The organism is Hymenobacter plasmatis, from assembly GCF_020711255.1.
GTDB lineage: Bacteria > Bacteroidota > Bacteroidia > Cytophagales > Hymenobacteraceae > Hymenobacter.
In genome coordinates this window covers 83,428-98,924 of sequence record NZ_JAJFAW010000023.1, presented here as the reverse complement: position 1 = coordinate 98,924, position 15,497 = coordinate 83,428, and the positions used below count along the sequence as shown (strand labels likewise).

The following is a 15,497-nucleotide window of genomic DNA, read 5'->3' as shown; positions in this document are numbered from 1 at the left end:
CAACTTCTTGCCTTGCATCCTTCTGCTACGAAGGGCAGCACCATGCAGGACATGACTTCTGCAACAGCCACGACCGTTTTGCTGAACGGGCTACCAAGAAGCGCCCGGGACTGCCGCCTTATTTCACCTCCACGGTGAACGTGCTGTGCTGCTCGTAAAGGATGGTCTCGGGTCCGGCCCCGGGGTCGGTGGCGAAGGCGCGGGTGTGCTGGGCGAACAGGTCGAAGTTGTTGGCCTTGCCCCCGTTGATGTCATAGAACGAAAGACCGAGCACGGCCTTCTGTTCGCGGCCCTCGGCATCGGGCGGCAGCTGAATGAAGGGCAGAAAGCGACCCTCGCCCCGGCTGTCGGTCGGCACCAAGCGGACGACAATGGCGGTCACCCCGGCCTGGGTTGGAACCAGGCCGATGCGCGCCCGGTAGCGGCTGCCGTCGTACACGGGCTGGAGACTGGCGGTGGTGGTGCCTTGCGCGGCGGCGCGGCCCACCCGCTCGACGAATCGGAACGAGGGGGCAATGCCGACCGGCAGGTTACCGACGCCCGTCAACCGCTGAATGGAGATGTACGACTGCAAGGCCACGTCCTGGGGCCGGACGCGGTAGCGGCGCCCGTTGTGGCGGTCAAGTAGCGAGTCGGAGAAGTTGAGGTCAAGCCAGAGCGTATCGCCGCGCGGCAGGGTGCGGGCACTCGGGGCGATGGTGGCCTCCGGCAGAAAGCCCACGGGCACGGTCACCGGGTTGACCTCTTTCTCGCGACACTGCGCGAGCAGCAAGAGCAGGCACAGACTGCCTAGGCACGTACCATGCTTCATTCGTAACCTGTCGCGCATCTTTGGCCCGGGCTGGGAAGAGCAGCCCGTCCCGAAAGTACGAGGCGGGGCGTAGGGTGCGCTTGCTGCCGCTAGGTCGACCCTCTTGCTATTGGGACCGTTTGGCTGAACTCAAATACGTGAGGCAAATAGAGTATTGAGCACTACACCAAATCAACCTGCCGCTGTTCCTTACCCTTCCTCAAAGTGCTTTACTTTCAAGGAGTAGTGCGGCTTGTTGTTGAAGCGAACGTACTCAATGCCTTGCAGAAACGACAGATTTCCGTCGTTGACCGTTGTCCCGAGGAACACCAAGTGGCGCAATTCGGGCAGGTGCTGCACAAAGGAGACGCTGGGAATGGCCCCGCAATCGCATACGTTGAGCCACTGCAGTTTAGTGAGCTGAGCCAAGACAGAAAAGTCGCTGATTTTCCGGCACTTGTCCAAGTCCACTCGTTGCAGGGTGCCCGCGTGCCGGGCCAGGGCGCTGATGTCGGTCAAGGACCGGCCGTAGGCCACGCCCAGACGGGTTAACGGCCCGCAATGCTGGAGCAACGACAAATCCTGGCCGGCGGCTTGGACCAAGGACAGGGTGGTAACGTTCCGCAGGTTGTGCAAGGAGGTTTCGTTAAAACCAGTTTGGGGACGATACCCCCACAAATGCACGGCCGTCAGGCTGTCGGGGAAGGTTGTTTGGCTGTAGTGCGGTTTCCAGTCCAAACGGAGGTGGCGTAAGTGCGGAAACCGACCGAAATCAAGGGGTTGAGCCCGGTCATCGTCCAGTTGCAAGTACTTCAGGTTGACGCATTGCTCCAACCCTTGCAGGTCCAGGCCGCCCCCCACAATCGCCAGCCCTTCAATCAGGTGCTCAATGCCCTGCAGGAAGCGCAGGTCGGGCAGGGCGAAGCCCCGTTGCGCGTTCAAGGTCAGCCGAATGGGGCCGTGCGCACGGATAAATTCAAGGGTTTGCGGGAGCTTGTTCGATTCGACATAGAGAAATTCTCCCTCGACATCCAGGTGATGGAACTTGAACCCGGTAGTGGTCTCGTAGTCGTAAAAAATCATCTCTGGCGTGAAAAGTGACTTGAGCAATTGGGTATTCACGCAAGTTGCAGGAAAGCGACTTCAATGATAACGCTCTATTTCTTAAACTACTCCAGCAGCTTGGCAAAAGGCGGCCAACAGGCCGCTGCAGCACTGGCGGAGTTTAAGAAACTCGTTCAGCATTCAAAGTTTAAGAAACGCACGAGGGAGATGAGTTTCGTAAACTAGTGGGTCTCCAAAAAATGCTCGTATTCTGGAGGGTTTTTAGTAGTGCCCAAACGGCCAGGAAACGCAGGTTTTCCGGGCCGTTTTTTTACACCCTTTATTCGAGGGTGTTCAAGCCTACATTTCACCGATATGAGGGTTCATGGGCAGCATCATACGATTAGCTTTGTCAGCTCACTTTTTAAGGCATCAATTCTATGGACTGTGATTGTGTGATAACTTCCAAGGCGGTACTGGAATACCTGAAGGTGTTTCTCTCTTGGCCGCCCATCATCTTAGTGCTTGGGGGATGGTTCCTTTTGCGTTTTGGGAAGGAGATTAAAACCTTAATAAGTAATGTGCGCAACGTCGAGGCCTTTGGAGCCAAAGTCGTAGTGGAGGCTCAGGTAGCGGCTGTTGATGCTACACTGGCCGTGACGGCACAACCCAAACGCGATGAGATTAACCTGTTGCCCGAGGGCCAGGAAAAGAATGATAAAATTCTTGAACTGGAGGCAGAGCTAGCAGAGAGTCGCCAAAAAGCGCTTGCTGCGGTGAGAGACAGCAGCATGTAAACTGCTCATGGAAGGTCATTAAAATCAATTTTTAGTAACCGTCGACTGGCTGCGGCGTTGCAAAACTCATTGTGGTATGTCGTAGATGGGCATGCATCAAATGATGAAGCGTTGCTAATGAAAATGTTGCGAGACCAGAATCCGGGCACTCCGGATGATATTCTGAGAAAAGTCATTGCAATTGGCAATGCAGAACGTGAGGTAGTACTCGGGAGGTTTAACGCGGGAATACCTGTGGACCTATGTGAGTCGCCATCTACGCCTGGGTGTCGACCCGCGACAAAGGCCAGGACCCGGAGAACCAGGCGCACCAGCTGCGCGACTTCGCAGAGAAGCACGGCACCATGCTATAAAGTATTCACCGAGGAAGTGTCGGGCAGCAAGTCCGACTGCACCGAATTCAAGCAGCAACTGCTCGAGGCGTATCAGAAGAAGTTCGACCTAGTCGCGTTCTGGCGCCTGGACCGTTTCAGTCGGGAGGGCGCGTTGCCTACGCTGAAGTATCTGAAGGAACTGCGCGACCATGGGGTGAATTATAAATCGTTCACCGAGCCCTACCTCGACAGCCTCGGGCCGTTCGGTGACATCATTGTCTCGGTGCTGGCCACCATCGCGGCCCAGGACCTGATAAAGATTTTGGAAAACACAAAAGCCTTGCTCGCTAAGAAGAAGGCCGCTGGCATCAAGCTGGAGGCCCCGACCAAAACCGTGGCTGTCGTCGAGCAGACGCTCGCTCTAAAAGGGGAGGGCAATTCGAATGGCTACATCGCCCGGGCACAAAGATTTCACCCAGCACGGTGGCCAAGTACATCACAAATTGATGTCTGACTGCCACCCTTTTTTATTTGGGCAATAAAAAAGGCCATTTCCGATGTGGAAATGGCCTTTTTTGCAAACGGTAGCGGTCTGGACGGAACCAGTGCAAGCCCTGTAAAGTGCAGCGTAATGCGCTTTGAGCAAGCAAATTAAAAGATCAAACCCATTTTACAAAATTTGCTGGGAGCGGCAGTGGGGCCGGGTCGTTTAAATTGGTTATCTCCCGCCGCAGCCCCGTAAGAACCTACAATACACAACACGGTCCTGGGCAACATACGGCACAGCATTACTGAATAGTGTCAGTAGTACAGATATACTAAACCCCCTGCTGAAATAGGTTTGCGGTAGAGAATACCCTATAATTGGGTGCGATAACAACTTAAATATAAAAACTGACAATTTTAAGTTGTTAATGTACTAATGTAACCTGTGATTTTAACTCTACCCAAACCGAGATGCCTAGCACAAGTACCCAGCAACACTTAATGAAAGTAGACCCAACCCATGACACGGTTGGAGTGTTTTTCGGACAGAATCCGATGTATGCGGTCCCGAAGTACCAAAGAGGATATGCTTGGGAAAAATCGGAGATTGAGGATTTTATCAATGACATAACCAAGTGCTTCAAGAAACGTCAATCATCAGAACCTATAAATCATTTTTTTGGGGGTATAGTCAGCGTTGAGCACACTATTGCGGGCGTGGCGGGGCAAAAGCTGTATGAGTTAGTGGACGGGCAGCAGCGGATGGCAACTTTTGTATTGTTAATGGTTGCTACTATAAAAATTTACGAAGAATTAGAAGAAGAGGCTTCAAAAGCAGGAAATAATGAAACTGTAAGCTTCATTAAAGAACAAGTCAGTACACTGGAAAAGCGGTTTGTTGAGTTCAACCAAAAGAAAAAGGGAGCTTTTCACAAGGTAGATGTCCTTGTTTTGTCCAAAGCGGATAGACAATTTTTTAAGGATTTAATTAGAGGGCATAACCCGTCACCAAGCAGAGACTCTCATCGACGCTTGAAGTTTGCTTATGCGACAATTGTACAGGCTGTTGCTAATCTTGTAGACGCAGCAGATATTAAAGGAAAACTTGAACAGTTGGAAATATTTGATGCATTAATCAGCGAAGACTTATCACTACTGCATATTGTAACATATAATGAACTAGAAGCTTATACTCTATTCCGTGTCCTTAATGATAGAGGGAAAAGTTTAACTGATGGTGAACTTTTAAGGGCAAGAGTGCTAGAAATTCTGGAGAAGTATCCAAGTCAGCAGGACTCTGTTGAAAGCTTGTGGGACCAAATTCTCGCTGATGACCCAGCAACTACCGAAAAGTTTTTGAAATGGCTCTATATTTCTAAGCAAGGCAAAAGAGCCGATACAAATAATTTTGTTGATGATTTTATGCATGTGTTTTATGGCGCCTCTGCGCCCATAACGAGCGCTGCATCTGCTAATGGTTTAGTAAGGTCTACGCAAGAGATAAATAGGAATGTCGTTTTTTGTAGGAAATTGGATGCTGGTGAATGGCCATTTCCTAGCAAGAGCCCAATTGTAGATTGGGACGAAAATAGGTTGAACTTACTTGTGAATGTATTACATGTTACAGTTGTGATACCTTTGCTGTTATCAGCTATTGAGCTAGAATATAAGAAATTCTCGGATGTCGTACAAGTGCTTGAGCGCTTTATGTTTAGATTTAAAACGATTGGCAATAAAGAAATTGGGCCGCTCAATAGCATAATATACTCGCACTCAAAAAGTATTAGAAATAATCCCGCGGCTTATTCAGTCGCTAGTCTTGAGAGTCAATTGCATGCGTTGCAGGTAACTGCAGTGTCAGATGATACATTTAAGACATTACTTAATGATTTGGAATACAAACCAGGAGGAACAAACCAGGTCTTGAAATATTTCCTAATAACCCTGGAACACTACAGGCGCTGGTATACGGATGGTAAACATGGCGGCCCGATTTGCAAAGACAAGACGCGAAATTACGATTTCACGGGAAGCACCATTGAGCATATTTATCCTAGGAATGCTCCTCCGGCAGGCAAAGATTTGAATTTAGAGCCTCTAAAGAATAGACTTGGAAACCTGACGTTTATGGGTCAAGCTGACAATGGAAAAGGAGGCAATGGAAACTTTGCATCTAAAAAGCAAATTTTTGCAGCCTCTTCCGTAACTATGAATAAGGAAATCGCCCAGAAAGCACAGTGGAGCGCGGCAGAGGTGATGGCGAGAGCCAATGAGCTTAATGACATGGCTTGTGCCGTGTTTAATATATAAAACATATAATACTTAATAAAAAAGCTGAGCCTTATAAGGCTCAGCTTTTTTATTAAGTATTTGTTCGAATAAACACTTCCGAATATTCTGAATTGATTTGTGAGTACCGGCCTGGCAAGAAAAATAAGAACCACCTAATCAGGGTCTGCCAAGAGTGATTAGCATCAAAGTCAGAGTTAAGGCTACACGGCAGCGATTTCAAGAGAGCCGTGACGGCGCCAAAGCGCTGCGGTGATATCAAGAATTCGTCGACTCGGGCAATTATTGGGCTCTGCAAGAGTAATGCGCCCACACAGTGCTTAAAGGGAACTAGGGGGAGCCCCGGGGGAATTCCTAAGAAGGCCAAATCTAAGCTTGCCATTTCTTTACTGGCCTGAGAAAGATTACTAATGTCGCCACTATATGCTTTGAATAGCACATCAGGGAAACGAGTAACAGGTAGCCACTCAGTAGGAAGAAATACTTTTAGGCTGCTTGCGCCTTCTTGGTCACCAGCCTCATCATACTTTGAGCCCTCGGTGGAAAACAGCATGAAGTTTTCTGGCAAAGAATTGACAGCATCTTTCGTCTTCTGATAGACGGATTCATCAACTAAAGCAGAATTGAGAATTACTGCCTCTTCGAAGTCAGGTAATCCTGAGGATTGTGAATTTAGCTTTACTAACAATTCCAGATTAGCCTGTTTGCTCCACCCAAGTGCTCGGCCAGTGAGATTCGCTGAGCCTATCAAGCAGGTTTTATCCGCCCTGAAGTACTTCGCATGAAGATGAGAGCACAGGTACAGCGAGCTGTTTTCTCGGCCGTCAATAAGGGGCCACACACCTAAGTCGGATACTCCAGCCTGAATTTCAAGTGGGTTCCACCGTGTCACGATACGAACCGCTACTTTGGGCTCTATACAACCTAGTAATCGTTGCAATATGTGCCCTTTTACAAAGGGAGCAACAAGCAAAACTTCGTCAATAGCATTTTTGCAAAGTGATTCAAGTTGCTCCCCTAGTAAAAGATGCATAATTAAATACTATTCTGTGGCAAGAAAGTCTCTAGCAATTTTACCCCAATCTCCTCTAGCATCCTGAGCGGCTGCTTTTCTTGGCCCTTCAAGCTCATCTTCATAACGTGCCCAAGCAGAGAGCAGAAGCTTAAGTCCTTCCAATGCATTTGTCAATCGCTCTTGTAGCGTAGCCACGTCAACCTCTTCAACTTCCTTCTCTAGAATGTCAACCAGTTTATCGTAAACCGGGTGGTCAGAATTTAGTAGAATAGTGATAACACCAGCCTTAGGCTTTACTGAGAAGAAGGCAGACGAGTCACTAGATGAATGTGCGAACAGGTACTTCAAGCCATTTGAAACAGTATGTGCTACCATTTGAGTAGCATCCTGAGTTGAAATTCCTTCATTTGTGAGGATGGCTGTAAGCTCCTTCTTCTTCTCGCTGTCGGGCATACCCTCATCCGCATCAGACTTGCCAGTGTAGCCTTGTTCCTGACGTTGTTTGGTTTTTTGTGTAGCCGTAGTTTCTGCGGTAGATGTTTCGTGTCGTTTCTTTCCTCGCTTGCCTGCAGCTTGCTGTTTTATAAGGCCTCTCAACACATTTAGCGTCGCCCGAACCTGCTGTACTATATCAAGTAACGGCCCTTTAGGGTCATCTTCTTGTTTCATTCGTTCCTTGACAGTTTGCAGTGTTTCACCATCAAGCAGCGTCTCTAGGTCCTGCGAGAAAAGGTCAGAGAGGTTACGAGCCGACTGTTTGTTATTGGAAACACCAAACAATTCATCAAGCGCAGGGGGGAAGTCTATCTCAGCGCCCCACCACCGTTCCCTGGGGTCATAAGCGTTGATGAGTCCTTGGTCCAAATCAAGCTCCCTGCCAGCCCTAACTATGGAAATGCCTACATTTTTCTTTGCGTGCTGCCCATAGCCCTCACTTCCGCTGTTGTCTTTTTCACGGGCTTCCTTTTTTGCGAGTGAATATCTTAAAGTAACTGGATGCTCCTCGCCATTAAAATTTATTTTAAAGACTACATCCGTTCCCCATTGCTCGAACATGGAAGTATTATTCCAAGGAGTAGGGCATGAGGTCTCGGGCATAAGATATAACGGGTCATTAGGCTTAGCCCACTTCTCCTTCATGCTCCCGCTGATGTTTCCCTCATTGAATTCGGTCATTCTGATTCTCACTTTGTTCTCGTCCAAGAACTTGCGATAAACGCGGCCAATCAATAACTCAGAATTTTTGATTAGTCCGCTCGCCGTGCGCCACATGCACCGGTCTACCTTCGACCAAACGATGAGTGTGCCTGACTCGCCAAATGACTTGCCTACTTTTCCCCACAGAGCAGGGATTTTTGCCTGAACGGGTTCAGGAACTGACTTTTGCCCAGTATTTAGGATGTCGTCTAAGTCCAGGAAAGTGTGCCAAGCTGAAGCAACGCCTTCTTGCCAAGACCAGACATCAACCCGCTTACACTGAGATATCGAGGAAGCCGGTAACCCCATGCCAAAACGACCTATGCCGGTGTGTTGCGTTGGGTCTAGGCGAGTGCCGTTACCGAATTGTAGGGCCATCCTCAAGACGTCAGGTGTCATTCCCAATCCGTTATCAAGCACTGCGATGCAATCGAGACTTGACACATTTGAGGCTCCTCGCTGCACAGTGCGCTCCTTACAAAGAAGCTCCACCTGTTTTGCTCCAGCTTGTATAGCGTTGTCAATGAGTTCAGCTACGGCAAAGGATGTATTTTTGTAGCCGTTGTCCCGCATGGCACGCACAGCTAGATGCGTTGGAACAATGTCGTATTCTAAATCAACCTGGGTAGAAGATGCTTGCATTTGCTTTTTGGGTTTTTAATGTGAAAATTTTTATGTGAGTGGATTAAGGTGTAAGTGTATTTAAGTACAAGATTAATTAGTCCATACGTCCTCCCAGTTGATAAAAGCATCTTCAATGCTATTAAAGCCAGGTAGATTAAAATCAACAACAGTGACTATTTCGGCTTCATCATTGCCGCCAGCCCTTGTTCCACGAATAGCTCGACCAACCATTTGCGAGTAAAGCACTAGAGACTTTGTCGGACGTGCTATTATCGCAGCGCTAGTCTTTGGTGCATCGAAACCGGTTGTTAACACACCGTAGTTGCACAACACTTTGGACCCTATTGAATCATCTTTGAACTCAGCAATGATGCGGGCCCTTGCTGAGCTAGAAGTATTACCAGTTACTGAACTACCTTGAATGCCGCGCGCTCTCAGTACCGTTGCCAAAAGCTCCGCGTGAGCAACATTGGAGGCGAATACAATGATGCGTTCGTGCCGAAGCACCATTTCTTCTATCTTATTAAGGATAGTTAAGTTCCGGACTTGGTCTAAGGCTAGCTTACCTAATAAGCTCTCCGGTACATCCAATTTTTCGCTGAGCATCTTGATATCATTATTGCTCAGTTCAATTCCTGGAGTGTAGTGCAATTGTTCAAATTTCGCCCTTGCCAGGTACCCTTCCTCGATTAAGTACCTTACCGGGTTGTCATATCCTTCTACTTCGAGCGTGACCTTACGACCACCGAAAAAGTTAGCTAGCCTTTGGTCATCATCTACGTCATTCCATGTCCTGCCTGGTGTAGCCGAAAGACCCAATAAGCGACCGTCTGTTCTAAGATTGTAAAACGCTTCAAGCAGTAAGCTATACGTAGGAGCTATCGCTTGATGAGCTTCATCCATAATAAGTAAGGTGGTACGACTTCCTAATAAGGAAAGTGCTGTAGGTGAACTATCAAGCATCCTTCCCAGCTTTGCGAGGCCCGCTATCACAATTCCATCTTGTATTTCCTCTAAGCTCTGACTCACATTGCCCCAGAGCCGGTGAACATTGACTGTCCTGTTACCAAGGAAAGTCCACGACTTTTCGAATTCGCTTGCCGCTTGCTCGCATAATTCTTCGCTAAAAGCGAACCATACTACTATTCCTGGCTCATGTCTTCGTAGGTGTTCGCATGCTATATTCATAGCCGTCCTGGTTTTTCCAGAACCTGTGGGCATATGAAGTAACACCCGACCATTCTCCTCTAGGATAGCAGTTGTTTTTCTTGCCGCTATTCTTTGATGCTTAAATAGGGCATATTGAGCTGCGCTTTCTCTGGTAGAAGGCGGTGCATCTAGCTCTTCATCTTGGGGATGCAAGAGCCCAAAAAAGTTAAGCAAAGTATTGGCGCGCCAGGAGTTTCTAGGAAACTTGGTAGCTTTCAAACCCGCATATTCGTCCTTAACGTTTAGGTCAAGTGCCTGCGTAAGCCTGTGAGCATCGGCAATTGGCATTAAATCTATGAGAAGAACTCTAGATTGAGCACTTAGTAGCAGCTCCTCCGGTGAATGAAGGGAAAGCAGAATGTCCCTTAGGGCCCCAAGCCTAAAAGCCGATTCAGCTAAAATCCCAATGAGCTTGATAGCTTCCTTCCCAAGTAATTCACCAATGGTATCTTCATCTGCACGCAGCAGGAGTTGCTCAAAAGTCATTGGTTTACAATATTCTAAGGTGCTTTAAGTGTGCTGTTATCCTTCGTGCGCTAAAAGGGTAATATACCTAGACGTCAATCTTCTTATTAGCTAAGATGAAAGTCGACACATTCATTGATTTTACATCACTACTGCTTTCAAAAAATGAAGCGAATATTCGAATGATTAGCCTCTCTATCGCAATGCGTTGGCGTTTGGACAGCCCTTCGGGCAATGTGTCAAATCGATAAAAGTCCCAATCGTGTATACTCTCTTTCTCTTGTTTTAGCCTTTTTGTGAGGCTTTCCGCTTCTCCGACATAGATTTTGCGATTCTTAGTATCAATCAGATTGTAGATGACATTCAAAGCCTCTACCTGACTGCCTAATTCATCTCGTCCTCTCCAAACGCCCTTTGTGAAGCGGAATTGGTCTTTATCATGAAGGTCATCATCGATACGCTTCAAGATATGAGACTTAATCAGTTCTTGAAAAAGCTCCGTATAAATTGGCTTCTGGGTGTAATAGGCTTTGAACCTAAATTCAAGCTGCTCAACATTAAATTCGATGTCTAGGAATTCCCAAAACGGTATTTCTTCCTCTATGTCTACATCTTCGTATTTGGCCTTTGACTTGCGTAAGTCTTGCTCAATGCTACGCATGTAGCTCATCACGAAGACGTCTTTTAGTGCGTCTCCAAGGGGTTTGGTAAAGTAAAGACGGTACATCGACTTGCTAGGGTCATGCCGGATGTAGGCACCTTCAAACGACTTTTTGCCATAGGTGACCCGCACTGGAACTTTGCCATCCTTTAGCAATTCAGGCGTCTCAAACAGTTGTTCAATGCACCACATCTTCCACAAAAATTTGGGGATAGGTGTGATTGCGTCTTTGAACACCGAGGCATCTACTTTCTTCCGCCAGAGCGGAAACTCGATGTCTTTCCGTTCTAATTTCATATTCTAAATGAAGCAGGAGGCACATCCCACCTCTTCCTCATCATCTAGAATGTCAAGCAAGAACATGCTCGATGGTCCCTTTGCTTTGCTCTGCTTTTTAATTGCATCAAGCTTAATCTGCCGCAACCTAGCTGGCTTTATAAGGTCAGATAGCGACTCTTCCATCCACGTATAGCCGTCCCGCTCATAGGCTAGGGCCCGCTGGAAAAGGTCGGGGTGCTGCTCATAGAGCCATACCCACTCAATCTTCTGTTGGAAGAAGCAGAAGAAACACCCGGAGCGGCTCCGAGCGTACTCGCCTTGCAGCCCGTCTACCTCAAAGGTTATCTTCTCATAGTAAGCTGGTACCCCGACACCACTTTCGCGCAACAGTTTGAAAATGTCTGCCCGAATCAGATTATCGTCGTTATTAAGCAGCGAGAAGTCTTCCGCCTGCGAAAGAGGATACCCGGTGTCACGTAGCATCTGAAACACCACCTTGTTAAAGAGGCGGGTGTCCGCATCTAAAAGCGCGTTGAGCTTCTGTGTCTGTGTGAAGCTGCGAGATAAAGGCGTTTCAGCTAGCGTCACGACTCGTGCCTGCTGCGCTGGTTCGCTTAGTTCCTCATAAAGCTCACGTAGCCGCACCAGCCCATCGGCCTGCAGCACCTTTTGCACCACGTCCTCGCTCCAAATATTGCGGCGGAAGGGGAAGATGGACTGAATGTTCGTTTTGCGCGATATATAGCCTTCTCGGTCCTCATCGCCGCGGATGCCTACGTACGACACCACCGGCTCATTCCCCACGAACTTCTCGAAAGGCTCTAGCTTGAGCTTCTTAGTGCACCAGCGGGCACTCGACGAAGGTAAATAGCCTCCGTACACTTTAACGAAGTGGTCGAACGAATTCTCGGGACTCTCTTCAGCAGCTTCTAAGCGCGTGATTTTTTGTCCTAGGTAATTTTCAAGGTTGCTGATGAGCGTGTAAGTTTCAGGCAGCTCTTTGCCAGTGTCGCAGAAGTAGTACTCAAGTTGCAACTCTGGGTGCTTGTGGCGCAGGTAAATGGCCAACGCGGCGCTGTCCTTTCCTCCAGATATACCGAGTACGTGCCGTAGGGGCTTAGTCATCACTTATAGTTGTTCTTGTAATAGGCGGGCTAGGATGGCTAAGCTGCGGGCTTTGTCGGAGCCTAGCAAGGCCCTAATCTCATTTTCTACCAAAGCATCGCCTTCGCTAAGTTGTTTGGGGCGCCGAATAATGCGGGTTTGCTCTTTCTTGCCAAAGGCCGAAATGCCTAAGCGGAAGATGTCTTCCTCCTCAGCGTTTGGATTGGCTTTCGCAAGTTCACACAGGTTGTCTAGTTCGTAAATGCGTTGCTGGAACTGGTCTTGGAAAGTCCGCTCGTCCGCATCTTCGAAACTAGTCAAACTTTTGTTGAGAATGCAGTTCGCCATGGAGTTGAGCCACGATTCCCGGTCATCAAGCTTGGACATGATGCGGTCCTGAAACACGCGCAGTTCTGCTGGCACGCGGTGTTTTTCCAAGCCTTTGAAACGCTCCTGCAGCCGCCGTTTGTAATGGTCAAAGTCCACTGTCTTACCCACTACCTGGCTGCTAATGAATTCGTCTAGGCGCACAAGCAGGGCAGGGTAGGCCTGCCGCAGCCGTGTGATGTGCTCTTGCAGGGTAGTCACATACCGCTCCCGCGTCGCCGCGTCGCGCTGTAGCTCCGGCAAGTTGAATCCTAGAGCTCCGGGAAACTTCTCGAAGAAAGCCGCTTCTGGGTCTCTGGCTGTGGCAATGCTTTCGCGCAGCCGTTGCGTCACGGCCGGCAGATTACGGGTCCGCTGTGCGTACGCGGGCAGTTGCCGGTAGAAGGTCAGGAAGGGCTTGATGGACTCGATGAAGGCTGCATTTGAAACCCGCTCGGTCGGTCCTAATTGCAGCAATTCACGGTAGTCATTGAATAGGGCCAGCTTTTCAGGCAGCAATTCAAAGGCCTTCACTGTGTATTGAGTCGGGCTTTTGCTGAACAAGTCAACTACTTCCAGCCGTAGCTCCGGAATGTACTTGCCCTGTTCCCCGTACAGCGCAAACTCGTGGCGCTTCATGAAGAGAAACAACGGCACCCAGAAGTCCACAAACCCTTGCTTCAGTTTCAGCGGCTTGCGCAACAGCGCCTGCATCAGCTCCGAAATTTTCAGCGGTGCTTCCTGCGAACGTTTCAAAAACGCTTCTCCTTCCTGCCACAGCGCTTGAAATGAAGGGTCCGTAGGAGTGGTAAGTGTGTATTCGCCATTGAGTACTTGGTGAATACCCGTTTCCTTAAGCAGAGATAGATAGATAGTCTTCTCCGGAGGAAAGTTCTTGGCCGGGAACCCCAAGTCCGGAAGCTGCCAGTTCTCAAACAGCGTCCGCATGAAGTTCTTGCGAGCCGTGGCAATGGCCGATGACAGCTTGGTGCGGTTGACTAATTCACTCCGGTAAGTAGGGGTGTTGGGGTACACATGAGCTGCAATGGCGGATAGGCATCGGTTGAATGCTCTTCGGCCAGTGAAGGTCAGCGGAGCTGGCCCAGTAGTGAACCACTTAATAGCTCCGTCCTGCGCGTAGAGACTGTCGATTACGTAATGTCGCAGCAGTGCCTCCTGGTGGTCTAGGATGCCGTTCAGCTCGCGCCGGGCCACTTTGTCGTTGATGTTCTCGTCGCGCACCTTGCGCACCTTGTCAATCTCCCGGATGAGCTTCTTAATCTCTCCCGAGCGCCCGTAGATGCCATACAACACGGCATCTTGGCGGGTGCCCACCGTTTGGCGCAGCTTGTCCAGGGTGAGCGTATCCGAGAAAATCAAGTTGACAAAGCCGTCAACTTCACCCTTGGGTTCGTCCAGCAGCACGTCATCCGTCATGCGCACTTCGAAAATGCGGGGCGTACCCTTCTCAAACGAAATCTGCTTGGCCGCGATGTAAGGGAAGGTGAAAAACTCTCGCAGGCGCGTTGCCACGTCCGTCACCTGCTCCACAAGGCTGCCCGCCTCATCAATGGCCAGCTCAATGTCTAAGTCGGTACCTTCAAACAGAATGAAGCTATTCTTGTGAGGCACCAAGCGAATAAGCTTTTGCTGCCGTAATACTTGCAACACCGGTGCCACCGCCGAAGTACCTAGGCTGAGCTGGGCATAACTATCGAGGAACTCACCGCTGACTTCGGCGCCTGCCGGCGCAAAGATTGACAGCAACCCGATGGTTTTCACCAGCTGATTGGCTGTGTCCAGCTCAGTTGGGTCCGCGAAGTATTTCTCGAGCTGGTCGAGCGTCGACCGGATGATGGCCCACTGTGCAAAGTGGGGGTTATACCGTGAAGTCAGCAAAGAGTAAAAGTGGAAGCTCAGGTAGTCATACACCCGGCTAAGGCCATAGTAGCTACCCAGAGTAGCATGCTGCTCTAAGCCCAGGTAGTCATTAGAATGCAGGAAGGAGAACAAGGACCGCTCGTTCTGCCCGTACCGCTGCAGTGCTTGCACCAGCACCGCTGCCGATAGCAAGTCCATTGGCCATAGCTGTTGCTGCACCTCCAGGGTGAAGTAGTCCCGCAGAGGGAAGGCATTGGCCTTCGCAATTACCTCAAACAGCCGGGCGTTAGTCGCCGCTTCTGGAGCAGTGGGGAAGGGGGTAGCGCCTAGCTGTTGTGCTGCTAGAAACAGCAACTGCTCCACGGGCTCGTTGAACGTCAGCTCCTTCAATCGACCCTTTACTTTCTCCCATTCTTGGCGCTGGGTGCGCGTGAGCCCCATAGCATAGGCACTCACGTCTTGGTGAACTGTAGTCAGCAGGAGAATGTCCTTGCGTGCGTCGTTAATGTACTCGGCTAGCTCCTGAATGAAGTACAGCTCTTCCTCCGGGTTTTCCTTGGCGGCATATTCCAGAAACTTGCCAAACTCATCGACCACCAACACCAGCGCCTTTTTATCCTTAGCTAAGCCTTGGTATTGGTCATTCAGCGCTGCTATGATGGTGGCTGTTGGGGTGTCAGCACTTGCGCCAGGTACAAAGTGCTGCGCCAGGGTTTGCTTCAGCGAAGCATACTGCCCCACAAAATGGTCGAACCGAAACCCTTTGACGCCCTTAAAGCCCACTTTGGTTGGAAAGTAGGCGTGTTGCTTACTCAGCGTCTGCTGAAACGCCCACAAGAAAGCCGACTTACCGGTGCCATAGGCACCGACAATGTTAAAGCAGTGGATGCCCGAGAGGTAGTTGTTTACCAACTGCCCAAAAACGGTTTGGGCGTTTGGGGTAGGGTGGTAGGACAGCTCTTGCGCCTCATCGCGC

General features: G+C 49.5%; 11 protein-coding genes. 3 read left to right on the top strand and 8 right to left on the bottom strand.

Translation table 11 applies throughout. The annotated features are described in order from the left end of the window. Nucleotides 1–118 precede the first annotated feature (118 nt). Nucleotides 119–811, bottom strand: coding sequence for a hypothetical protein (locus LJ738_RS16160; protein WP_227787425.1), 693 nt, complete (start codon nucleotides 809–811; stop codon nucleotides 119–121). A 189-nt stretch (nucleotides 812–1,000) separates the two neighbouring features. Further along, nucleotides 1,001–1,912, bottom strand: a complete 912-nt coding sequence (locus LJ738_RS16155; RefSeq protein ID WP_227787424.1) for a leucine-rich repeat domain-containing protein — start codon at nucleotides 1,910–1,912, stop codon at nucleotides 1,001–1,003. 377 nt (nucleotides 1,913–2,289) lie between these two features. Between LJ738_RS16155 and LJ738_RS16150 the strand changes: the two genes are divergently transcribed. The 3 genes from LJ738_RS16150 to LJ738_RS16140 all read left to right on the top strand — a co-directional run bounded on the left by LJ738_RS16150 (nucleotide 2,290) and on the right by LJ738_RS16140 (nucleotide 5,741). Next, nucleotides 2,290–2,631, top strand: a complete 342-nt coding sequence (locus LJ738_RS16150) for a hypothetical protein (RefSeq protein WP_227787423.1) — start codon at nucleotides 2,290–2,292, stop codon at nucleotides 2,629–2,631. A 117-nt stretch (nucleotides 2,632–2,748) separates the two neighbouring features. After that, the gene (locus LJ738_RS16145; protein WP_317206807.1) at nucleotides 2,749–3,459 is read left to right on the top strand and encodes a recombinase family protein; all 711 of its coding nucleotides are present in this window, start codon (nucleotides 2,749–2,751) and stop codon (nucleotides 3,457–3,459) included. 473 nt (nucleotides 3,460–3,932) lie between these two features. Continuing rightward, a complete protein-coding gene (locus LJ738_RS16140) occupies nucleotides 3,933–5,741 on the top strand; it encodes a DUF262 domain-containing protein (RefSeq protein ID WP_227787422.1) in 1,809 nt (602 codons plus the stop codon). Nucleotides 5,742–5,793: 52 nt separating this feature from the next. On the opposite strand, the gene LJ738_RS16135 is transcribed toward LJ738_RS16140, so the two are convergent. From LJ738_RS16135 to LJ738_RS16110, 6 genes are all read right to left on the bottom strand, one after another. Continuing rightward, on the bottom strand, nucleotides 5,794–6,753 hold the full coding sequence (locus LJ738_RS16135) for a phospholipase D family protein (protein ID WP_227787421.1): 960 nt from the start codon (nucleotides 6,751–6,753) through the stop codon (nucleotides 5,794–5,796). 9 nt (nucleotides 6,754–6,762) lie between these two features. Next, nucleotides 6,763–8,574: an ATP-binding protein gene (locus LJ738_RS16130; protein WP_227787420.1), complete on the bottom strand. Its 1,812-nt coding sequence runs from the start codon at nucleotides 8,572–8,574 to the stop codon at nucleotides 6,763–6,765. A gap of 72 nt (nucleotides 8,575–8,646) precedes the next feature. Further along, nucleotides 8,647–10,251 carry a DEAD/DEAH box helicase gene (locus LJ738_RS16125; RefSeq protein WP_227787419.1) on the bottom strand — a complete coding sequence of 535 codons (1,605 nt, stop codon included), beginning with the start codon at nucleotides 10,249–10,251 and terminating at the stop codon, nucleotides 8,647–8,649. Between the two features lie 67 nt (nucleotides 10,252–10,318). Continuing rightward, nucleotides 10,319–11,188 carry a hypothetical protein gene (locus LJ738_RS16120; protein ID WP_227787418.1) on the bottom strand — a complete coding sequence of 290 codons (870 nt, stop codon included), beginning with the start codon at nucleotides 11,186–11,188 and terminating at the stop codon, nucleotides 10,319–10,321. A gap of 3 nt (nucleotides 11,189–11,191) precedes the next feature. After that, nucleotides 11,192–12,295 carry a phosphoadenosine phosphosulfate reductase family protein gene (locus tag LJ738_RS16115; protein WP_227787417.1) on the bottom strand — a complete coding sequence of 368 codons (1,104 nt, stop codon included), beginning with the start codon at nucleotides 12,293–12,295 and terminating at the stop codon, nucleotides 11,192–11,194. A 3-nt stretch (nucleotides 12,296–12,298) separates the two neighbouring features. Then, a complete protein-coding gene (locus tag LJ738_RS16110) occupies nucleotides 12,299–15,358 on the bottom strand; it encodes a hypothetical protein (RefSeq protein WP_227787416.1) in 3,060 nt (1,019 codons plus the stop codon). Nucleotides 15,359–15,497: the final 139 nt, after the last annotated feature.